The organism is Shouchella sp. JSM 1781072, assembly GCF_041949915.1.
GTDB lineage: Bacteria > Bacillota > Bacilli > Bacillales > Bacillaceae_D > Shouchella.
This window is the reverse complement of sequence record NZ_JBHFQE010000001.1, coordinates 943287-960936: the sequence shown is the minus strand read 5'-3', so window position 1 is coordinate 960936 and position 17650 is coordinate 943287. Positions and strand designations below refer to the sequence as shown.

At 39.3% G+C, this 17650-nt stretch carries 23 protein-coding genes and 1 riboswitch; of the genes, 5 read left to right on the top strand and 18 right to left on the bottom strand.

Features of this window, described 5'->3' with window-relative positions; genetic code table 11:
• Positions 1 to 3 precede the first annotated feature (3 nt).
• A complete protein-coding gene (locus tag ACE1TH_RS05095; protein ID WP_099300930.1) occupies positions 4 to 2841 on the bottom strand; it encodes a 2-oxoglutarate dehydrogenase E1 component in 2838 nt (945 codons plus the stop codon).
• Between the two features lie 555 nt (positions 2842 to 3396).
• Between ACE1TH_RS05095 and ACE1TH_RS05090 the strand changes: the two genes are divergently transcribed.
• Complete coding sequence (locus tag ACE1TH_RS05090; protein WP_099300932.1) at positions 3397 to 3630, top strand: hypothetical protein; 234 nt, start codon at positions 3397 to 3399, stop codon at positions 3628 to 3630.
• Here ACE1TH_RS05090 and ACE1TH_RS05085 read toward each other — a convergent pair.
• Together ACE1TH_RS05085 and ACE1TH_RS05080 are read right to left on the bottom strand one after the other, a co-directional pair.
• A complete protein-coding gene (locus ACE1TH_RS05085; protein WP_375078452.1) occupies positions 3605 to 4591 on the bottom strand; it encodes a class I SAM-dependent methyltransferase in 987 nt (328 codons plus the stop codon). The two genes, ACE1TH_RS05090 and ACE1TH_RS05085, sit on opposite strands and share 26 nt — an antisense overlap.
• Positions 4592 to 4596: 5 nt before the next feature.
• Complete coding sequence (locus ACE1TH_RS05080) at positions 4597 to 5898, bottom strand: FAD-dependent oxidoreductase (protein WP_375078451.1); 1302 nt, start codon at positions 5896 to 5898, stop codon at positions 4597 to 4599.
• Positions 5899 to 6022: 124 nt separating this feature from the next.
• On the opposite strand from ACE1TH_RS05080, the gene ACE1TH_RS05075 reads away from it, so the two are divergent.
• Positions 6023 to 6652, top strand: a complete 630-nt coding sequence (locus tag ACE1TH_RS05075; RefSeq protein WP_099300935.1) for a lytic transglycosylase domain-containing protein — start codon at positions 6023 to 6025, stop codon at positions 6650 to 6652.
• Between the two features lie 41 nt (positions 6653 to 6693).
• Here the strand turns inward: ACE1TH_RS05075 and ACE1TH_RS05070 are convergent, their stop codons facing one another.
• The 6 genes from ACE1TH_RS05070 to ACE1TH_RS05045 form a co-directional block, all read right to left on the bottom strand.
• Complete coding sequence (locus ACE1TH_RS05070) at positions 6694 to 6873, bottom strand: hypothetical protein (protein ID WP_375078450.1); 180 nt, start codon at positions 6871 to 6873, stop codon at positions 6694 to 6696.
• The gene (locus ACE1TH_RS05065; RefSeq protein WP_099300937.1) at positions 6857 to 7297 is read right to left on the bottom strand and encodes an SACOL1771 family peroxiredoxin; all 441 of its coding nucleotides are present in this window, start codon (positions 7295 to 7297) and stop codon (positions 6857 to 6859) included. The genes ACE1TH_RS05070 and ACE1TH_RS05065 overlap by 17 nt, the downstream gene beginning before the upstream one ends.
• Positions 7298 to 7379: 82 nt before the next feature.
• Entirely contained in the window at positions 7380 to 8222 is an 843-nt protein-coding gene (locus ACE1TH_RS05060; protein WP_099300938.1) for a transglutaminase family protein, read from the bottom strand.
• A 22-nt stretch (positions 8223 to 8244) separates the two neighbouring features.
• Positions 8245 to 9156 (bottom strand): alpha-E domain-containing protein, encoded by a 912-nt coding sequence (locus tag ACE1TH_RS05055; protein ID WP_255223291.1) that lies wholly within the window; start codon positions 9154 to 9156, stop codon positions 8245 to 8247.
• A gap of 12 nt (positions 9157 to 9168) precedes the next feature.
• Complete coding sequence (locus tag ACE1TH_RS05050; protein WP_375078795.1) at positions 9169 to 10563, bottom strand: circularly permuted type 2 ATP-grasp protein; 1395 nt, start codon at positions 10561 to 10563, stop codon at positions 9169 to 9171.
• 195 nt (positions 10564 to 10758) lie between these two features.
• Entirely contained in the window at positions 10759 to 10992 is a 234-nt protein-coding gene (locus ACE1TH_RS05045; RefSeq protein WP_375078449.1) for a hypothetical protein, read from the bottom strand.
• A gap of 67 nt (positions 10993 to 11059) precedes the next feature.
• On the opposite strand from ACE1TH_RS05045, the gene sda reads away from it, so the two are divergent.
• Entirely contained in the window at positions 11060 to 11191 is a 132-nt protein-coding gene (sda, locus tag ACE1TH_RS05040) for a sporulation histidine kinase inhibitor Sda (RefSeq protein ID WP_218014780.1), read from the top strand.
• Here sda and ACE1TH_RS05035 read toward each other — a convergent pair.
• The 5 genes from ACE1TH_RS05035 to queC all read right to left on the bottom strand — a co-directional run bounded on the left by ACE1TH_RS05035 (position 11159) and on the right by queC (position 13872).
• Positions 11159 to 11299 carry a hypothetical protein gene (locus ACE1TH_RS05035; protein WP_375078807.1) on the bottom strand — a complete coding sequence of 47 codons (141 nt, stop codon included), beginning with the start codon at positions 11297 to 11299 and terminating at the stop codon, positions 11159 to 11161. The two genes, sda and ACE1TH_RS05035, sit on opposite strands and share 33 nt — an antisense overlap.
• Before the next feature lie 272 nt (positions 11300 to 11571).
• Positions 11572 to 12069: a preQ(1) synthase gene (gene queF, locus ACE1TH_RS05030; protein ID WP_099300940.1), complete on the bottom strand. Its 498-nt coding sequence runs from the start codon at positions 12067 to 12069 to the stop codon at positions 11572 to 11574.
• 12 nt (positions 12070 to 12081) lie between these two features.
• The gene (gene queE / locus ACE1TH_RS05025) at positions 12082 to 12795 is read right to left on the bottom strand and encodes a 7-carboxy-7-deazaguanine synthase QueE (RefSeq protein ID WP_375078448.1); all 714 of its coding nucleotides are present in this window, start codon (positions 12793 to 12795) and stop codon (positions 12082 to 12084) included.
• On the bottom strand, positions 12788 to 13213 hold the full coding sequence (queD, locus tag ACE1TH_RS05020) for a 6-carboxytetrahydropterin synthase QueD (RefSeq protein ID WP_099300942.1): 426 nt from the start codon (positions 13211 to 13213) through the stop codon (positions 12788 to 12790). The genes queE and queD overlap by 8 nt, the downstream gene beginning before the upstream one ends.
• Complete coding sequence (queC, locus tag ACE1TH_RS05015) at positions 13210 to 13872, bottom strand: 7-cyano-7-deazaguanine synthase QueC (RefSeq protein WP_099300943.1); 663 nt, start codon at positions 13870 to 13872, stop codon at positions 13210 to 13212. Before queC ends, queD begins: the two co-directional genes overlap by 4 nt.
• A 45-nt stretch (positions 13873 to 13917) precedes the next feature.
• A riboswitch (PreQ1 riboswitch) is annotated at positions 13918 to 13961 on the bottom strand.
• A 113-nt stretch (positions 13962 to 14074) separates the two neighbouring features.
• Between queC and ACE1TH_RS05010 the strand changes: the two genes are divergently transcribed.
• Positions 14075 to 15304 (top strand): aminopeptidase, encoded by a 1230-nt coding sequence (locus tag ACE1TH_RS05010; RefSeq protein WP_255223293.1) that lies wholly within the window; start codon positions 14075 to 14077, stop codon positions 15302 to 15304.
• A 49-nt stretch (positions 15305 to 15353) separates the two neighbouring features.
• Here ACE1TH_RS05010 and ACE1TH_RS05005 read toward each other — a convergent pair whose 3' ends face one another.
• Positions 15354 to 15926 (bottom strand): TetR/AcrR family transcriptional regulator, encoded by a 573-nt coding sequence (locus tag ACE1TH_RS05005; RefSeq protein WP_375078447.1) that lies wholly within the window; start codon positions 15924 to 15926, stop codon positions 15354 to 15356.
• 19 nt (positions 15927 to 15945) lie between these two features.
• Complete coding sequence (locus tag ACE1TH_RS05000; RefSeq protein WP_375078446.1) at positions 15946 to 16218, bottom strand: acylphosphatase; 273 nt, start codon at positions 16216 to 16218, stop codon at positions 15946 to 15948.
• A gap of 170 nt (positions 16219 to 16388) precedes the next feature.
• Between ACE1TH_RS05000 and ACE1TH_RS04995 the strand changes: the two genes are divergently transcribed.
• Positions 16389 to 16670 carry a spore morphogenesis/germination protein YwcE gene (locus ACE1TH_RS04995; RefSeq protein ID WP_099300945.1) on the top strand — a complete coding sequence of 94 codons (282 nt, stop codon included), beginning with the start codon at positions 16389 to 16391 and terminating at the stop codon, positions 16668 to 16670.
• Positions 16671 to 16712: 42 nt separating this feature from the next.
• Here the strand turns inward: ACE1TH_RS04995 and qoxD are convergent, their stop codons facing one another.
• Entirely contained in the window at positions 16713 to 17033 is a 321-nt protein-coding gene (gene qoxD, locus ACE1TH_RS04990) for a cytochrome aa3 quinol oxidase subunit IV (protein ID WP_099300946.1), read from the bottom strand.
• The gene (qoxC, locus tag ACE1TH_RS04985) at positions 17034 to 17648 is read right to left on the bottom strand and encodes a cytochrome aa3 quinol oxidase subunit III (protein WP_099300947.1); all 615 of its coding nucleotides are present in this window, start codon (positions 17646 to 17648) and stop codon (positions 17034 to 17036) included. It lies immediately after the preceding gene.
• Between the last annotated feature and the right edge of the window lie 2 nt (positions 17649 to 17650).

The window sequence follows — 17650 nt, the reverse complement described above, 5'->3', positions numbered from 1 at the left end:
TCCTTAATTTTTGCGCGTCACGGATTCAGTGATAATACGTTTTTGTTCCACTTTGTGTGCATTCGATACACCTTCTGCTGGACTAGAACGGAATGTTCGGCCGATGTAGCTTAACGGAACATCCTTCGGTAAAATTTCTAGAATTCGTGGTTCCATAAAGGACCACGCTCCCATATTTTTCGGTTCTTCTTGAACCCATTTTACTTCTTCTAAATTAGGAAACTCTTTTAATCGTTCACGAATGGCACGTCGTGGAAACGGATAAAGTTCTTCTACACGGATGATGTGTAGCCAGCTCCAGTCTTCATCATGTTTTTTAATATGGTCTTGAAGTTCAATCGCTAGCTTCCCACTCGTCAACACGATGCGCTTAACTGCTTCAGGATCTTTTCCTAACAGCGGATCTTCTAGAATTGGTTGGAATTCACCATTTGTAAAAGTCTCTGTCGTTGAAGCAATTGCTTGGTTACGTAGCAAGCTTTTTGGCGTCATAATAATTAATGGACGAACCGTATTTTTTTGCAATATCTTCGCTTGTCGGCGTAGAATATGGAAATACTGCGCTGCAGATGTGCAGTTTGCAATTGTCCAGTTGTTTTCAGCAGCCGAGTTTAAGAAACGTTCAACACGTCCGCTCGAATGCTCTGGACCTGCGCCTTCATAGCCGTGCGGTAAAAGAACCACTAAACCGGACTTTTGTCCCCATTTAGCACGTCCTGCTGATACCCACTGGTCAAACATGACTTGTGCGCCATTTACGAAATCGCCGAACTGCGCTTCCCACAACACAAGAGTTTCTTTCGAGAATACATTATAACCGTATTCAAAACCGACACAAGCTTGTTCAGATAACGGGCTATTGTAAACCGCAAATGAAGCATTTGCATCGTCAAATGACTGGAGCGGTGTGTACGTTTCGTTGCTTTCGCGATCGTGTAAAACAAGATGACGGTGAGCAAAGGTTCCACGCTCTGTATCTTGACCGCTTAAACGAATTGGTGTGCCATCATGAATAATCGAAGCAAATGCAAGCACTTCTGCTAAGCCCCAATCTACACTTCCATCACCATCAAACGCATTCGCTCTACGCTGAAGGATTTTCTTAAGCTTTTCATTTGGATTAAAATCCTCTGGCCAGTCAAGCATTTGCTCATTAAATGACTCCAGTTTTTCCTTTTCAATACTAGTTTTCACTTTAGGTAACCCATCCACAATGAAATCAGGTGGGCTTAACTCGTATTTTCTTTCTGATTTATCTGCGTTTACTTTGTTATACTCTTCTAGCAGAAAATCGTACATGTCTGAATCAAGCTTCTTCGCTTCATCTGCGCTTACAACTTGCTCTTGCTGTAATTGATCAGCATAAAGGGCTCTAGCTGTAGGGTGCTTTCGAATGATCGTGTAAAGATCTGGCTGCGTGACAGCAGGCTCATCCCCTTCATTGTGACCGAAGCGACGATAGCCGATTAAATCAACGAGAAAATCTTTTTTAAATTGTCTTCTGTATTCAACCGCAAACTGAATCGCTTTTACACACGCTTCTGGATCGTCTGCATTCACATGAACAATCGGAATTTCAAATCCCTTCGCAGGATCGCTTGCGTATGTAGTAGAACGAGAGTCATAAGCTTCCGTTGTATAACCAATATTGTTGTTGGCAATAATATGAAGAGAACCACCAACTTGATAGCCGTTTAAGCGACTTAAGTTTAATGTTTCTGTTACAATTCCTTGCCCTGGAAAAGCAGCATCGCCATGAATCAGAATGGAGTAAGCTCTACTAGCATCTTGTACTGGCTCACCACTCTTGCTTCGATCTTCTTGGGCTGCGCGTGCATACCCTTCCACAATCGGCGAAACAAATTCTAAATGACTAGGGTTATTCGCTAATGACACGATCGTTTCAGAACGCTCATCATCAACAATTTGACGATCCGCACCTAAATGATACTTCACATCTCCTGTCCACCCAGAATAGGTTTCTCCTAAGCCCTCAGAAGGCGCAATTAATTTATGGGGCGCTTGCAAGAATTCTGCAAAAATCGCTTTAAATGGCTTTCCTAATGTATGAGCGAGCACATTTAATCGACCACGGTGCGCCATACCAATCATAACATGATCGGTTTGTTCTTTTCGCACTTCGTTTATAGCCGTATCGAGCATCGGCACAAGCGTATCGACACCTTCAATCGAAAATCGCTTTTGACCGACAAAGGTACGGTGGATGAATTTCTCGAATCCTTCCACAGATGTTAAACGCTCAAGTAAACTTCTTTTTTCTTCAGAAGATAACGTGTTTGCAAATGTTTCCGACTCTACTTTTTCTCTTAACCATTTTCGTTCATCTTCATCTTGCACATGACCAAATTCAAATGCCATCGTATTGGAGTACACATTACGTAAATGTTCAATTGCTTGTAGACCATTTTTTACATGCGAAGGTGCTTGCGGACAAATATAATCCACAGGAACATGCTTAAGCTGTTCTTCTGTTACGTTAAAACGATCATAACTAATAAGGTCATCATTTTTATGACTTTTCCATATTGGTTGAATGTCAGATGCTAAGTGACCTTTGGCTCGAATAAAATCCGCCAGCTTCACGGCACCCACAACTGTGTTTATCATGTCCGAGCCGATCTCATTCCTTCCACTGTCTACAGATGAATGAACGGTTTCATCTAAAGAAGGTGGACCCCATTTTTCAAAATGTGCTCGAGTTTCTTCATCAACGGAGTTTGGGTCTTCCGCATATTGCTCATACAGCTCTATAACAACGCCAATGTTCGGACCATAGAATCCTTGCCATGGCTTTTCCGGGCTGTTTTCCTTGCTGGACATGTGTGATAGACCTCCTAAGACAATAGTTTGCATCAAATCGCGCAAACGTCTATTTTCAAGCGCTTACAGAAATATAGTACCATTTCCTACTGGTTTACTCAAAAAATTCGCTTTCAACTTTTTTTTAATCCAATAAAAACGGTCACTTAAATTTTAGCGCTTTTGCGCAATAAAATCTAGCCTTTTTAACGATGATTCTCGCAATTTCGCCAAAAAGCGCTTTCTTTTTTACTTTCCACCAATCGAAACGCATTAAGTTGACGTTTCTATTTACGAAATTGCAGCGCGGTGTAGGCATGTTCTGAAATATTTTGATCGTAAGTTTGAACATGAACTCATTTTTTTCCCTGCTTATTGCCTTAAAATCATTTGGTAGCCTTTTGATTATTTTTGTACAAGATTCACGTACGCAAGGTGAGCGCAAGGGCAACATCGCCATGCTAACGTCGCCTTTGAACCCGTTTTTGAAGATAGCGAACACGGCAGATCCATTCGTGTACATCGTTACTGCATAGATCACCAGAATTTGACCATTCTATGAGAGAGGTGATTAACATGTACGAATTTGAATTGGAATCGGTACATAGCCGCATTCCTTGTTATCTTGTTGCTGATGACGTGTCTAACCGATTTGCTGTTCGCACATTTGATACGAGCGGCGAAGTATTTCAAAATCTTGACCAACTTCTACAGTGGGTTGAACAAGAGTGGCATGCAAACGACTTTGTTCGTCACGATGACTTTCATTCAATGCTCATCCAACTTAAGTCTTCCGCTTTAAGCGAATGAGGTACCATCCGCCTTCTTTAATTAAAGCACGTTCCTCCACTATTTTTAGATTCGCTTGCTTGGCTATATATTGGAGTTCTTTTTTCGTTGGCAATGCATTCATATCTTTATGTGCAGTCATAAAACTATTAAATGCACTAGCAAAACGTCTTCCATGCTTCCCATCCGCTAAAGGCGTTATAATCATTAATTCTCCTTTTCGCTTAAGGACATCCGCTGCTTTTTTTATTAACGCAATTCGTTCCACAAGCGTGAAATAATATAAAATATTATTCATCATAACCGTTTCATACGGCTGTTGAAATGGCATATCTTTAAAGTCACCTTGCTCAATCGTGACATTCTTATAGCCATTTTCATCATTCGCACGCTGGCAAACATCTTGGTCAATTTCAATTCCATGAAATTGAATCGATGGGAATTGTTCAGCTAATTTCTTGATGTATCCCCCCAAACCACAGCCTACATCTAAAACACGTTTGCTTTTCTGCTTGTTTAACCTGCTTGCCACTTTAGGAAGAGTTACCGCTTCTAAAAGTGTGGAGGTTTCGGCCACCATATTCGCAACTGGCGTCTTTTCTTGATGATCACCTTTTGGCAATTCATGTTTATACGTGAGTAATGTCGGTATATGGAGTTCAAACATTTCTTCTAGTAAAATACCGACAGAGCGTTTGCTCGTTTTCGTTAAATACGTCACCATCTGTCGACTGCTTTTCACTTTATTTCGGCGCTTTTTTTTAAGATGACCCACGGTTAAACCAACGTCAACCCATCGTTTTAACAGTACTTCGTCTAACTGATGTTTAGATGCAACCTCTTCGACTGTCGTCGGTTTTTTAAAATAGCTAAATAAATTCAAGCTATAGCCCAAGTGAGCATGCCACGTCATTAAAAAAGGTTCCGTTTGTTTCATCCATTTTCTCGCATGCCACATTTTCCTTAAATCATTTACAGCCATTCTCTTCACCTCATCTGTTGTTTCCACGGATAATCTTGATTTTCACCGTACGTATGCTGCTGCATTTGTTGCTGAAGACTTTCTGTATTGCTTTGTTTCATAAGCGCTACACTATCTTTAACGGAAAATGGCCAAGACCCTAAACCTGAAATATTAAAAATATATTTTGTTAGAAGACGCTCATTGTTTAAAAGTTGTTTCAACGCAAGCGTTCGGCTTTTTTGCCAAGCTTTCCCTTCTTTCTCATACACCAGCCCACCTACATGTGATAAATTCATAATCGCTTTTACTCTTTTACGATGCACACGCTCATAATAGTCGAGCCATTTCTCTTCATGCTGCCGTCCAGCTTGATAGACATCTTTTAACAATTCCCCAAGAACATCGGCACCTTGAATCGCCAAATTCATTCCTTCCCCAGCCATCGGATGCACGCTATGAGCAGCATCTCCAATTAACGCATAACGACCTTTGACATATTGATCGGCATGTTGGCGAATTGGGACCATGAGCTGAATATCCTTCCAGTCTGTAATAGCCTGCACATAGCCATCTAGTTTCGGACAGAGGGATGTATAATGCTCGTAAAAATGAGTTAACGACCCTTTACGCCACTTTTTAAATTCTCCTTTACGTATTAAATAAACCGTGCGCACACGATTTTCTGGTAAAGGAAACAAGCCTAAAAAACGATCTTTCGTCGCAAGAAGTTGTCCATCCTTCATTTCAGGAGGAGCTGGGAACGATACAGTTAAAAAATCATGTTGGTACAAACGACGCTTTGCAGGAACATTCATGTACTCACGCACTTTTGACGTAATGCCTTCAGCTCCAATAATGTATGTAGCTTCCACGTCAATGAATGTTTTGTTTTGCTTTATTCTCGCGTGATTTTCTGAGATCATTTCTTCAAAACGGGCTGGCTGAAGTAGTGTAAAAGCTGCATAGGATTTTGCTTCGTTTAACAATAGTTGTTTAATTTCACTGTGAGGCAACATAGCCGCATAGTTATAAGGAGAAGGCAATTGCTCATAGCTCATAGAAGAACGAAACATAGGTGAAAGCGACTCATTTAATTCTGTTGTATTGATTGTTGAGAATGGATTCCATTTCTCTGAGAAAATTTCATAAATACCTAAACGTTTCAGTAACTGGATGGTTTTTGGCTGAATTAATTCTCCTTTATAAACATGCCCCAGATGTGGGCTTTTTTCTACAACAATCACGTCAATTCCATGCTGGACTAATTTTAATGCCAATGTGAGTCCAGCGACGCCTCCACCAATAATTAACACATCTGTTTTCATGACCCCACCTCTTTTACTGTCTTCCTCATTCCCTTAATTTCTCAAAACCAAACGATAGTCATTGTTACAGTTCTCCTACTCGTGGTAAAATGGACAAGAACTTTCCAGTGGAAGAGGTTAAACGATGAAAAAATGGCTCTATTCCTTTATCATTGTGTTTGTAGTCCTTATTGGGGTAGCGGTTCTATTGTTTGAACAAAATGATCGTTTTCGACAAGGGTTATACACAGCGATGATTGCTGAAGACCAAATTCCTGAAAGCTATATTCCAGTTTATCAAGAAGCTGGAAAAACGTATGAAATTCCATGGGAACTTCTTGCATCGGTCCACCGTGTTGAAACCATCTTTTCTACTATGGATCCGATGGAAAGTCCAGTCGGTGCACTTGGTCACTTTCAGTTCATGCCACGAACATGGATTGGATGGACTTATCCCGGTGTAGATGATATTGGTAATGTAGATGATCACGTTGACATTACAGATGTTGCATTAATTGAAGAACACAATGGCTATGGAACAGATGCCACTGGCAATGGCGAGGCAGATCCGTTTAATTTGCACGATTCAGCTCATGCGGCTGCTCGTTTTTTATCTGAACATGGCGCAATAGACGGCGAGTATGAAGAAGCGCTTTTCTCTTATAATCGCAGTGATGCATACGTAGAAGAAGTCATGCATTATTTTGAAACGTATAAAGAGAGTTACGAACCGATTGAACTAAATGGCAATCAAGAATCACATGAAGCGAATTAAAAAGGTTGTCCTCTCTGTCTCAGCAGAAAGGACAACCTTTTTTATTGAATCGTAATTGACTCTTCTTCAACAAACTCCACTGGCGATGAAGGCACATAGCTTGCTGGTTTTTCTCTAGAAGTGGTTGAATCTGTTTCTTCTTCACAAGCACTTAAAAACAAAAGCGCACATACCACAGGGACCCAAAGTAAAAAAAGACGGCTTTTACATTTTTTGTTCATTAATACTAGGCTCCACAGTAATTGTGACGTTCCCATGCAAAGCTTTTGAAATCATACATGATTGTTCTGCAGCATACGCAAGTTTTAGCGCCTGAGCTCGATCATGCTCGTTTATAATTGTTAACACTGGTCTATGAATGATTTCCTTAAACGTAAACACTTGCTTGCTTACGTCAACTTTTGCTTCTGAAGAAAGTGTTAATGAAGCTTTTTCAATATGGGCGCGCTCTAACATTGCCGCATAGGTGATGACAAAGCATGTTGCCGCCGCTCCAAGTAACATTTCATCAGGGTTTGTTCCTTCTCCAGGTCCATTCATTTCTTTTGGGATTGAAATAGTCGATTGAAGAGCACCTGTTTTAATTTCACCTGTACTGTTCCGTCCACCATTCCATGTGCATTCAAGAAAAAACTGATGCAGCATATTTACACATCCTTACATGCGTTACATTCTATCCATAGCATAGCACGCACATAATGAAATAAACAATTGATAATCCTTATATTTATAAAGCTTCAATTTTAACGGATACCGTAATTGTATTACCGCTTCCTTTATACGTTCCTTTTAGTGGAGAAACATCTAAATAGTCTCGCCCACACGCTACACGGATATGATGATTTAATACCCGTTCACCATTTGTAGGATCAAATCCTACCCAACCATATCCAGGTACATAGCCTTCTACCCACGCATGACTTTCATCCGTATCCAAAACAGACGCGCGGTCAGACGAGTATACATACCCACTCACATACCGTGCTGGTATGCCTAGTGCCCGAAGAAAGCCAATCATCATATGGGCCTTATCTTGACAAACACCACTCTTTAAATCAAATGATTGTTCAGCACTTGTATTTACGTTCGTACTGCTTTTATTGTAGTCGATCTGTGCATACACCCAGTCTAAAGCATCATTTATAATTGTGAAAATATCATTCGTCACATTGATAGCGCTCATCATCGTTTTCACTTGATCAGAACGCAGTTGCGTTAAATAAGATTGTTGTAAAAACGGACTGCATTTCAATCGTAACGGCTCGTTCAGCGGTAAATAAGATCTTACAGGCATGTCGTTCCCCTCGTTAAATTCGTTTCTGTTAACAGAAACAATGGATTCCGCACGAACCGTTAATGAGTGGTGTGGTTCCGACACATAAAATTCTGTAACGCTATTGTCCCAAATATCTTGATAGTGGGTTTGCCGAAACACTGGATCGATAAATAGATGAAACGATCGTACTTGTTGCCCCTCGTCTTCCTTAGGTTTAAGTCGTGCATAATTATGACTTGCACTTGATAATGATTGATACCGAAACAAACTTACGTGATTAACTTGAAATATCACGAATGGATACCCACCTTTTCTACTAACTCACTTGAAGCTTTTCATAATGACGGTTAAACGTAAGAATACAAGAAGATAATTCCATTTCCATATCCTCTAATTCTTTTAAACCGTCCGTAATATCTTTAATTTGTTGAGTAAGAAAATAAGAATAGCTTGTTCCGCTTTCCTTATCGATTCGTTTAATCGAAACAAGTAATTTCTCAACACAGTAAAGAATTGAGCACGGGAAATTCGACTTGTTCAATATAAACTCAATGACATACGAAGGATGCATAATTGGCTGATGTTCACGAAGATATGCAGCAGAACCATTTACAAATTGTAACGCTTGCGTCATGTAATACCCCGACAACTCTGGATTTTCTTTAGATTTTTTGCAAAGGGCAAGCAAAATTCGTACAGTGAAATCTGCTCGTTCAATCCACTTACCAATTTTGATCATTCGGTAATCATTTCCCCGTGTGACCGTTGACTCAATAATGCCTTGGGCGGATAATGAAGTCATTTTCACTTGATGCAACAAATGTTGAATCTCCGGAGCTGAGATATTAAGGTGTTTCTTTTCGTTCATTAATAGATGAAACCCGTTAATAATCATCCAAAAGTCATCACTTAAGTGATCCCGTGTGGTGCGTGCATTTTCACGAGCAATTCGTACACAGTTATAGATAGAATTCGGGTTTTTTTCTGAAAAAAGTAGAAAGTTTGTTACATCCGTCACATTGAGCTGATTTTGTTCTGCTACACGGAATGCATCTTCTTCAGATGCTGAAATCGATACAATTGTTTCAAGTTCACTTTTAATGATCTCTTCTTGATTAGATGTTTCTAAAACGGTCGTTAATTCTGTAGCAAGTAACCCTGCAATTTTTTCCGATCGTTCTATATTTCTGGACATCCAGTATAAGGAGTCAGCCGTTCTTGTTAACATTATATACGCCTCCTACGATTTTAAAATCCACGTGTCTTTTCCACCGCCACCTTGAGATGAGTTAACGACAAGCGATCCTTTTTTTAACGCCACTCGGGAAAGCCCTCCAGGTATGACATGCGTTTTCTTTCCGTTAATAACGAATACGCGTAAATCAATATGTGCTGGGTAAAATTCATTTTTCTGAAAAACAGGCGCCCGCGATAATTGAATGGTCGGTTGTGCAATATATTGAGAAGGTGTGGACCGTATTTTCGCTTTAAATTGTTCTTTTTCATCTTCTGAAGCGTGTGGACCGATTAACATATCATAGCCACCTGAAGCACCCACATTTTTGATCACAAGTTCCGATAGGTGTTCAAGTACCCAGTCTCTTTGAGAATCGTCATCTAGTAGATACGTATCTACGTTTGGAATAATCGGTTTTTCGCCTAAGTAGTAAGAGATAATTTTCGGGACGTACGCATAGATTGCTTTGTTATCAGCTAATCCATTACCGATTCCGTTTAGAATCGCCACATTTCCTTTTTTATAAACATCAATTAATCCTGGTACACCTAACATTGACTCTTTTAAAAAGACAGTTGGATCCAAATACTCATCATCAATTCTTCGGTAAATAACGTCTACCTTCTTCAATCCATAAATTGTTCGCATATATACATGTTGATCTTCTACAAGTAAATCCGGTGCCTCCACTAAATCGATGCCCATTTGTTGAGCTAAAAAGACATGATCATAGTAGGCTGAATTATACACACCTGGTGTTAAAAGAACGGCAACGGCTTTGTCTTCTTTTTTTCGCGGAGAATAGTCTAATAGTGCGTCGCGTAAATGATTTAACTGATCTTCGAGCGTGTATAAGTGGTAATTTTCGAAAAATTCAGGGTAAACTTGACGCATAACAAATCGATTTTGATACACATATGACAATCCAGAAGGATTTCTCAAATTATCTTCAAGCACACGATACGTTCCATGCTGATCGCGAATTAAATCAATACCAGCTAAAAAAATACGCTGTTTTAACGGCACCTCTGTTTTGTGTAAAGCATTTAAAAAAGTTAAATTGTCAGCTAATAATGAAGAAGGTACAACATTATCATTTATAATTCGCTGTTCACTAAATAAATCTTCTAAAAACAAATTTAGTGCTTTAACACGTTGTTTCATGCCCTTTTCAATCATTTCCCATTCACCATTTGGCATGATAATCGGAATGAAGTCAAACGGCATCGTCCGCTCGGTACCTTCAGAATCTTTATAAACAGTAAATGTAATTCCCTGCCTAAGAAATGATGCTTGCGCTTGCTCGCTCTTCTCTTGAAGTTGTTCCAAATCAAAGTCTGAAAGAATATCGTGAAAGTCTTTGTAATGTTTTTTTACAGTTCCGCTCTCTCCAAACATTTCATCGAAATATTTTGTCCCATTGTTGTACTCGAGCTTTATCAATGCATATGCTCCTCCACTACTCTTTTTTTATTTCTAGTTCCTTATTCCTTAAAAATAAGAAAATAAAACCTATTTTTTTGTAAAATAGTAAAAAAACTTCTTAATCATGTCGATAAGTGTTTTAAAAGATTGTAAATAAATGAAGATTTTTTACACGAATGGTACTAGCAAGATCATTTGTAACATTCGTCTGACTCTTATGGGAACAACACGCTTCCGAAGAAAATAGAGCGTTTTTTTCGGAATGGCTGTGTCCGTGCCTGTGGAGAGCGTTCGCCTTACAAATCGATCGTACGTCTTTTTCGCATCACTTCGCAATGTTGAAGTTGGTTCATTCAAAGTGCTTTCTGTATAGATAAAATATTTTTTAATTTTTTTTAACATACAGGTTTAAAGGTTAAGAAAACGGGAACAAGGGTGTATAGTAAATTGCAAAAAGCGAGGGATATACATGATACAACAATTAAATGATCAACTGTTAATCGAGGCTTGTGAACTTGCCGAGGAAAGAAAACTTAATCATGATTTTATAGAGTTGTTAAGAAATGAATTAGAACGAAGAGGTTTGGGTGTCTCGAGCTAAAGCGAAAATAATCTCTTTTTCTTGCCCAGTTAATTCACGGTTTAACTTTTCCTTAAATTCAACAACTAGAATTCGGAACGTTTGTTCTGCATCTATCTTCAACATCATCACATCTTTCTATTCATTCAATCGACATCTATAGACAATATTCCCAATTATTCTATATTTAAACCTTTTTACATAAGGACTGATAAAGTCCTTTTTATTTTTATTCAATCGATTTGAAGTAGAGAACGCTTTCACACAGGCAAATACGACACCGTTTCCTCACTGTCACTTTTAAACCCACATCACATTATGCAAGAAAAAAAGCCTTCAACAGTTGAAGACTTTTCTTAGCCCTAGTGGTTTGCATGGATTCACCCCACGCTACAATCCAATTATCGATTTGTGATAGTCTCTGGGTTCATGTCATGATTCATTAAACGATAGTTCGCCATTTCTTCAAACTTCGTCCCGGCTTTCCCATAATTACAATAAGGATCAATGGAAATGCCTCCTCTTGGAGTAAATTTTCCCCAGACCTCAATGTATCGTGGGTCCATTAATTTGATTAAGTCATTCATAATTGTATTAACGGAATCTTCATGAAAATCGCCATGATTACGAAAACTAAACAAATAAAGTTTTAGCGATTTGCTTTCAACCATTTTCACATCCGGTATATAACTTATATAGATTGTAGCGAAATCTGGCTGATGCGTTTTCGGGCATAATGTCGTAAACTCAGGACAGTTAAACTTCACCATATAGTCTCGGTTTGGGTGTTGGTTATCAAATGTTTCTAGTACGTCTGGATGATATGTGAATGAGTACGCGGTCCCTTGATTTCCGAGAAGCGTCACATCATTTAATGTTTCTTCGTTTCTTCCTGCCATCTCTTCTTCCTCCTATACGCCTCGTTTATTTCCCCATAAAAACGTGTGAAGTTGGGGTAAAACGCGTACATGCTTCATAGCTTGATCATGCATCGTCCATTCAATGAGTTGCTCATATTGCTGCAATAACGTTTGTAAAAGTTCTTGATCATCTAGTAAATGAGGATCTTCATTTCCAACTTGTAAATAAAAATCATACTGAGGAAATAGAGCGTGAACGTGCTTAGCGTACGCATAGTCTTCACGATTAAACACAACCACTTTCAAACTTACTTGTTGTGTATGTAAGTTTGCTAAGTGGTTTTCAAGCTGTTGCCAATTGGTCTCCATGCCAGAACTAGGTGGTTTAGGGCTAATCGTTACCGCATCAATTTCTTTTAACCAGTCTTGCCAAATCGATCCTTGGGTTTCGACGGCAGTTTGAATACCACGGCTTTTTAAAAGAGAAACAAGATCACCTAACCCTTTATGCAGAGCCGGATTTCCACCTGAAATCGTCACATGACCAAAGGCATTAGGAGCTAAACTCTCCAACCGATCCAAAATTTGTTCTGGTGTTAATGCTTCACTCTTACCTGTTCCGTCCCAAGTAAAAGCAGAGTCACACCATGAACAACGGTAATCACAACCTCCAGTCCGCACAAACATTGTTTTTTGACCAATAACCGCTCCTTCTCCTTGAATGGTTGGTCCGAACACTTCTAATACAGGAATAGGCTTACTCATGAGAAGCTCGTTTCGGTCGATACACAACATAGCTTGTTGGTGTTTCACGAACAAATACTTGTATGCATGTCGGGCGATTGTCTAGTTGTTGTAATTTTGTTTCGATAAGATCATAAATGGTTTTGGCCACAAATTCAGTTGACGGTGGCGTATCTTGAAAATGACTATCGTTATTTAACAACTGATGATCAAAGCGGTCATGAATCGTTTCTTTTAACTGCTTAAAATCAACGAGAAAACCAGCTTCGTCTAATTCATCTCCAGCGATGGTTACATTTATCATGTACGTATGTCCATGGACGTGTTGGCATTTCCCTGCATCTTTATGATTAATGAAATGCGCGGCCGCCACGTGCATATCTTTGTTTAGTTCAAATGTATAGGGATGCGGTGTACTAGGATAAATTTGTTGTATCATACGTGCGCCTCCTTATTTTGTAAATAAGACTCGAGACCACGGCGTCTTAATTTACAAGAAGGGCATGCGCCACAACCGTCACCTATTACCCCTTCATAACATGTTAAGGTTTGGTTTCGCACATATGCCAATTTTCCTAATTGATCAGCAAGTGCCCACGTTTCTTCTTTATTCAACCACATTAATGGCGTATGAATAACAAACTGGTCATCCATTGCAAGATTTAACGTTACATTCAGTGATTTAATGAACATATCACGACAATCTGGATACCCACTAAAATCTGTTTCGCAGACGCCAGTAATAATATGTTTTGCGCTTAGTTCTTTTGCGACGATCGCTGCAAAGGAAAGGAAGAGATGATTTCGACCAGGAACAAATGTGTTCGGCAACCCGCCGTCTCCTCCTTCATCAATGCTCATTTCTGGATTCGTTAAGGCGTTAGCGTTCAACTGTGAGAGTAATTGCAAATCAATCACTCTTGCCTGAACACCCGCATCATTTGCAATCGCTTTGGCAACATCAATTTCTTGTTTATGGCGCTGACCGTAGTCAAAGATTAGTACAGAAACGTCGCTAAACTGTTTGAGTGCCCAAAAAAGACACGTCGTACTATCTTGTCCACCACTAAAAACAACAATCGCTTTTTCATTTTTCATGCTTCATTTCTCCTTTTTGAGAACGAGCATTCGATCACTCCTGAAACTTGTTTAGTTTTTTATAGAGGGAGTTCGCGAACCTCTTTCAATTTTTAATGAACGTTCATTGTACCATTTAACAAAAGTGATTTGTTTGCAAAACATGAATTTGTTCGTTATTCTACAAAGGTATCGTCACGAATTTGACAATGAGGTGATTCTAGTGGATTTTGAAACAAAATTAGCAAACTATGCAGATTTAGCTGTTCGGGTTGGCGTTAATATTCAAAAAGATCAAACTCTATACATTCGAACGCCGATGCATGCGGCACCGTTTGTTCGCGAAGTTGCGAAAAAAGCGTATGAAGCAGGTGCCAAACATGTTCGGGTTGAATGGAGCGACGAAGAATTAACGAAGATTAAATATCAATATGCACCTGAAGAAGCATTTAGTGACTTTCCACAGTGGCAAGCGGACGTTCTCGTAAAAGAAGCCGAGCATAATGCAGCGTTTTTAAATATTGCTGGTTCTGATCCTGATTTACTAAAAGGAGTCGATCCAGAGCGAATTGCAACTGCAAATAAAGCTTCTGGTCAAGCTAACAGCACATTTAGACGGTACATTCAGTCTGATAAAGTGAGCTGGTCCATTGTTGCGGTCCCTTCAGAAAAATGGGCGGAGAAGGTATTTCCTGATAAAGAAGGTGAAGATGCGATTCACTCGCTATGGGAAGCTATTTTTGCCGCAACGCGTATCCATGAAGAAGATCCAGTAACTGCATGGCAGGCACATTTAGCAACACTAGACGAGAAAATGGTTGCTTTAAACGACAAACGTTTCCATGCCCTTCACTATACGTCTGATCAAACTGACCTTACCATAGAACTGCCACCGACTCATATTTGGGCTTCTGGAGGTTCTACAAGTAAAGCAGGGGTAGATTTTGTTGCGAATATGCCAACAGAAGAAGTCTTTACCGCCGCTAAAAAAGATGGAGTCAATGGAACGGTTGTTAGTACAAAACCATTGAATTATGGTGGAACCCTTATTACAAACTTCTCGCTTACGTTTAAAGATGGAAACGTTGTTGACTTTTCAGCTGAGGAAGGCGAAGAAACCTTACAACGGTTATTGGATACAGATGACGGGTCACGTTCAATTGGAGAAGTTGCGCTCGTTCCGCACCGCTCCCCTATCTCGAATACAAATCTTATTTTCTACAACACACTCTTTGATGAAAATGCATCGAACCATCTTGCTTTAGGAAGCGCCTATGCGTTTAATATTGAAGGCGGAAAAGAGATGGACGAAGATGCGTTGAAAAAAGCAGGTATTAATCAAAGCATTACACACGTTGACTTTATGATGGGTTCAGCAGAAATGAACATTGACGGTATTCATGCAGATGGTTCAAAAGAACCGATCTTCAGAAACGGTGAATGGGCATTTTAACGAATGTTAAAAGGAGTAAAGGCCGCTAGTGCGTGGCTTTACTCCTTTTTTATTGCGGACGTATTCCTTTTAGAATTAAATCACTAATTGCAGCAGCCCATTGATCTTTCGTCTCTTCTTTCCTCGCTTTGTTTAATGAGATCGATTGAAAAATCAATGTTTCAATTAAATGAGCAGGCAAATCTTTTCGTATTTCACCTAGTTGTATGCCGTTTTCCACTAGCGTATGAATATAGTGAAAGACTTCTTTATGGTGTTTCCAAAGTTGCTTTAACACTAGTTGAACTTGCTCATTTCCTCTCTTCTCTACGTGCGGGGTTAAATCGATTGCAAGTAAAATGCGATCATGCTTCATAAATAAGTAAATGAGTTGCTCTAATTGCGTACATACTGGCGCATTTAAAGGGATTTCTTTTTGATCTATAAGAAAAGCCTCCATAATATGGGACATATACGCGACGAGCAAATCTTCTTTGTTCGGGTAATACTCGTAAATTGTACTTCTTCCTACTTCTAACATCGATGCTAATGGCTTAAAATGAAAGCCTTCATAACCCGATTCCTGTAATAAAGTATCGGTTGCCGCAAAGATATCTTCTTTATTTAGCTTCCTTCTCGCCATCTATACGTTTTCCTCTCCTTTAATACACTGTGCGAAAATGTTGCTCATTCGCTTCAGTATCCACCTCTGTAGAAGAAAGCTCTTCTACAGTAGAAAAACGATTGCCTTGTTTTATCGTTTCTAAAAACGAGTGTAAGTCGGTTTCTTCCCCTTGAACCTGAATGGCGACATTGCCATTGTCTTCGTTTCGAACGTTTCCTGTCACCTTATAATGAGATGCTTCCGTTTCAACAAATGATCGAAAGCCTACTCCTTGAACATGACCTTTTACCATTACACTCAATCGTTTCATCTCCATCACCTCAACAGTTTCTTTTCCCTTCTTAACAAAAAAGAAAACACAAAAAAATAAAATTGAAACGCTTTCAATTATGAATTTTTTGTGATAATATAATAAAAAGACACAAAACAGACACAATACAAATTGTACGACCATACACTTTATAAAAAGGAGTGTCATCTATGGATATGTTTTTTGCTTATATGTTTGTTGCGAGCGCCACTCCATTGTTTCTATGGCTCGAACACAGAAAAATAGCCATTACTAGTATTCCGTTTATTCTCATTATGTGGACACTTGCGGTAGGCTTTTTATTTGATGGCTTCTTATTCCACATTACTGAATCCACTTTTGTTGTCGCTGTATTAATAAATGTTGTGATTGCACATGCGGCTGCATTTATTTTATATGCTTCCCCACATGTGGCAAATAAAACAAAACGTATAACCGAAACATCTGAATAAAAAAAAGCGTATCTCGTTAGCCGAGATACGCTTTTTTGTTTTTTATAGGTGACCTGTCATTAAAACAAAGTAAGAACCTACAACAATAATAACCGCGATCGCAATGGCAAAAACCGTATGTCCAATTTGCCATTTCCCGTCTTTTCCTTCACCTATATGCATGAACATAAATAGCTGTACACCCATTTGAATAAAAGCGAAAGCGAAGATGATAATCACTCGAATACTCCAAGCGAGATTTGTTTGTGACATTACCCAAACCGCAAGAAGTGTTAACACAATTGATAAAGCAAATCCAACAACGTGCTTCCATGGAAATCCGTGGTCGTGGTCGTGCGATGACGCTTCATTTTGATTAGCCATTTACATCCACTCCATTCCGAGCAAGTATACGCCTGTAAAAATGATTACCCAGATAACATCAAGGAAGTGCCAGTACAAGCTTGCGATAAAGAACTTCGACGTCGTTCGCTTCGTTAAACCACGCTGTTTAATTTGAATCATTAAAAGAATCATCCAACCAATACCAATTGCAACGTGAAGACCATGCGTTCCTAATAAGACAAAGAATGCTGACCAATGTGCACTTGCTGATAAAGTTGCTCCTTCATGAGCGTAATGGACGAACTCATAAATCTCAAATCCTAGGAACCCAAGTCCAAGCAATAGCGTTAATCCAACCCAGATGAGCATTCGATTGACACGTCCTGCACGCATTTCATGAATCGCTATGCCAGCTGTAAATGAACTTGTTAAAAGTAAGAACGTCATCGCTAGGACGAGATTAAGATCAAACAACTCACCTGACGTAATCGCTGATGCATTTCGGTCAACTAATACAAAGTAAGAAGCGAAAAGCGTTGAAAACAAGGCGAATTCAGCGCCGATGAAAATCCAAAACCCAAGGATATTATTTTTACCTTCAGCTGATTGATACTCTAGCGGCTGATTCGGATCAATTGATTCATTTGCTGCCATCG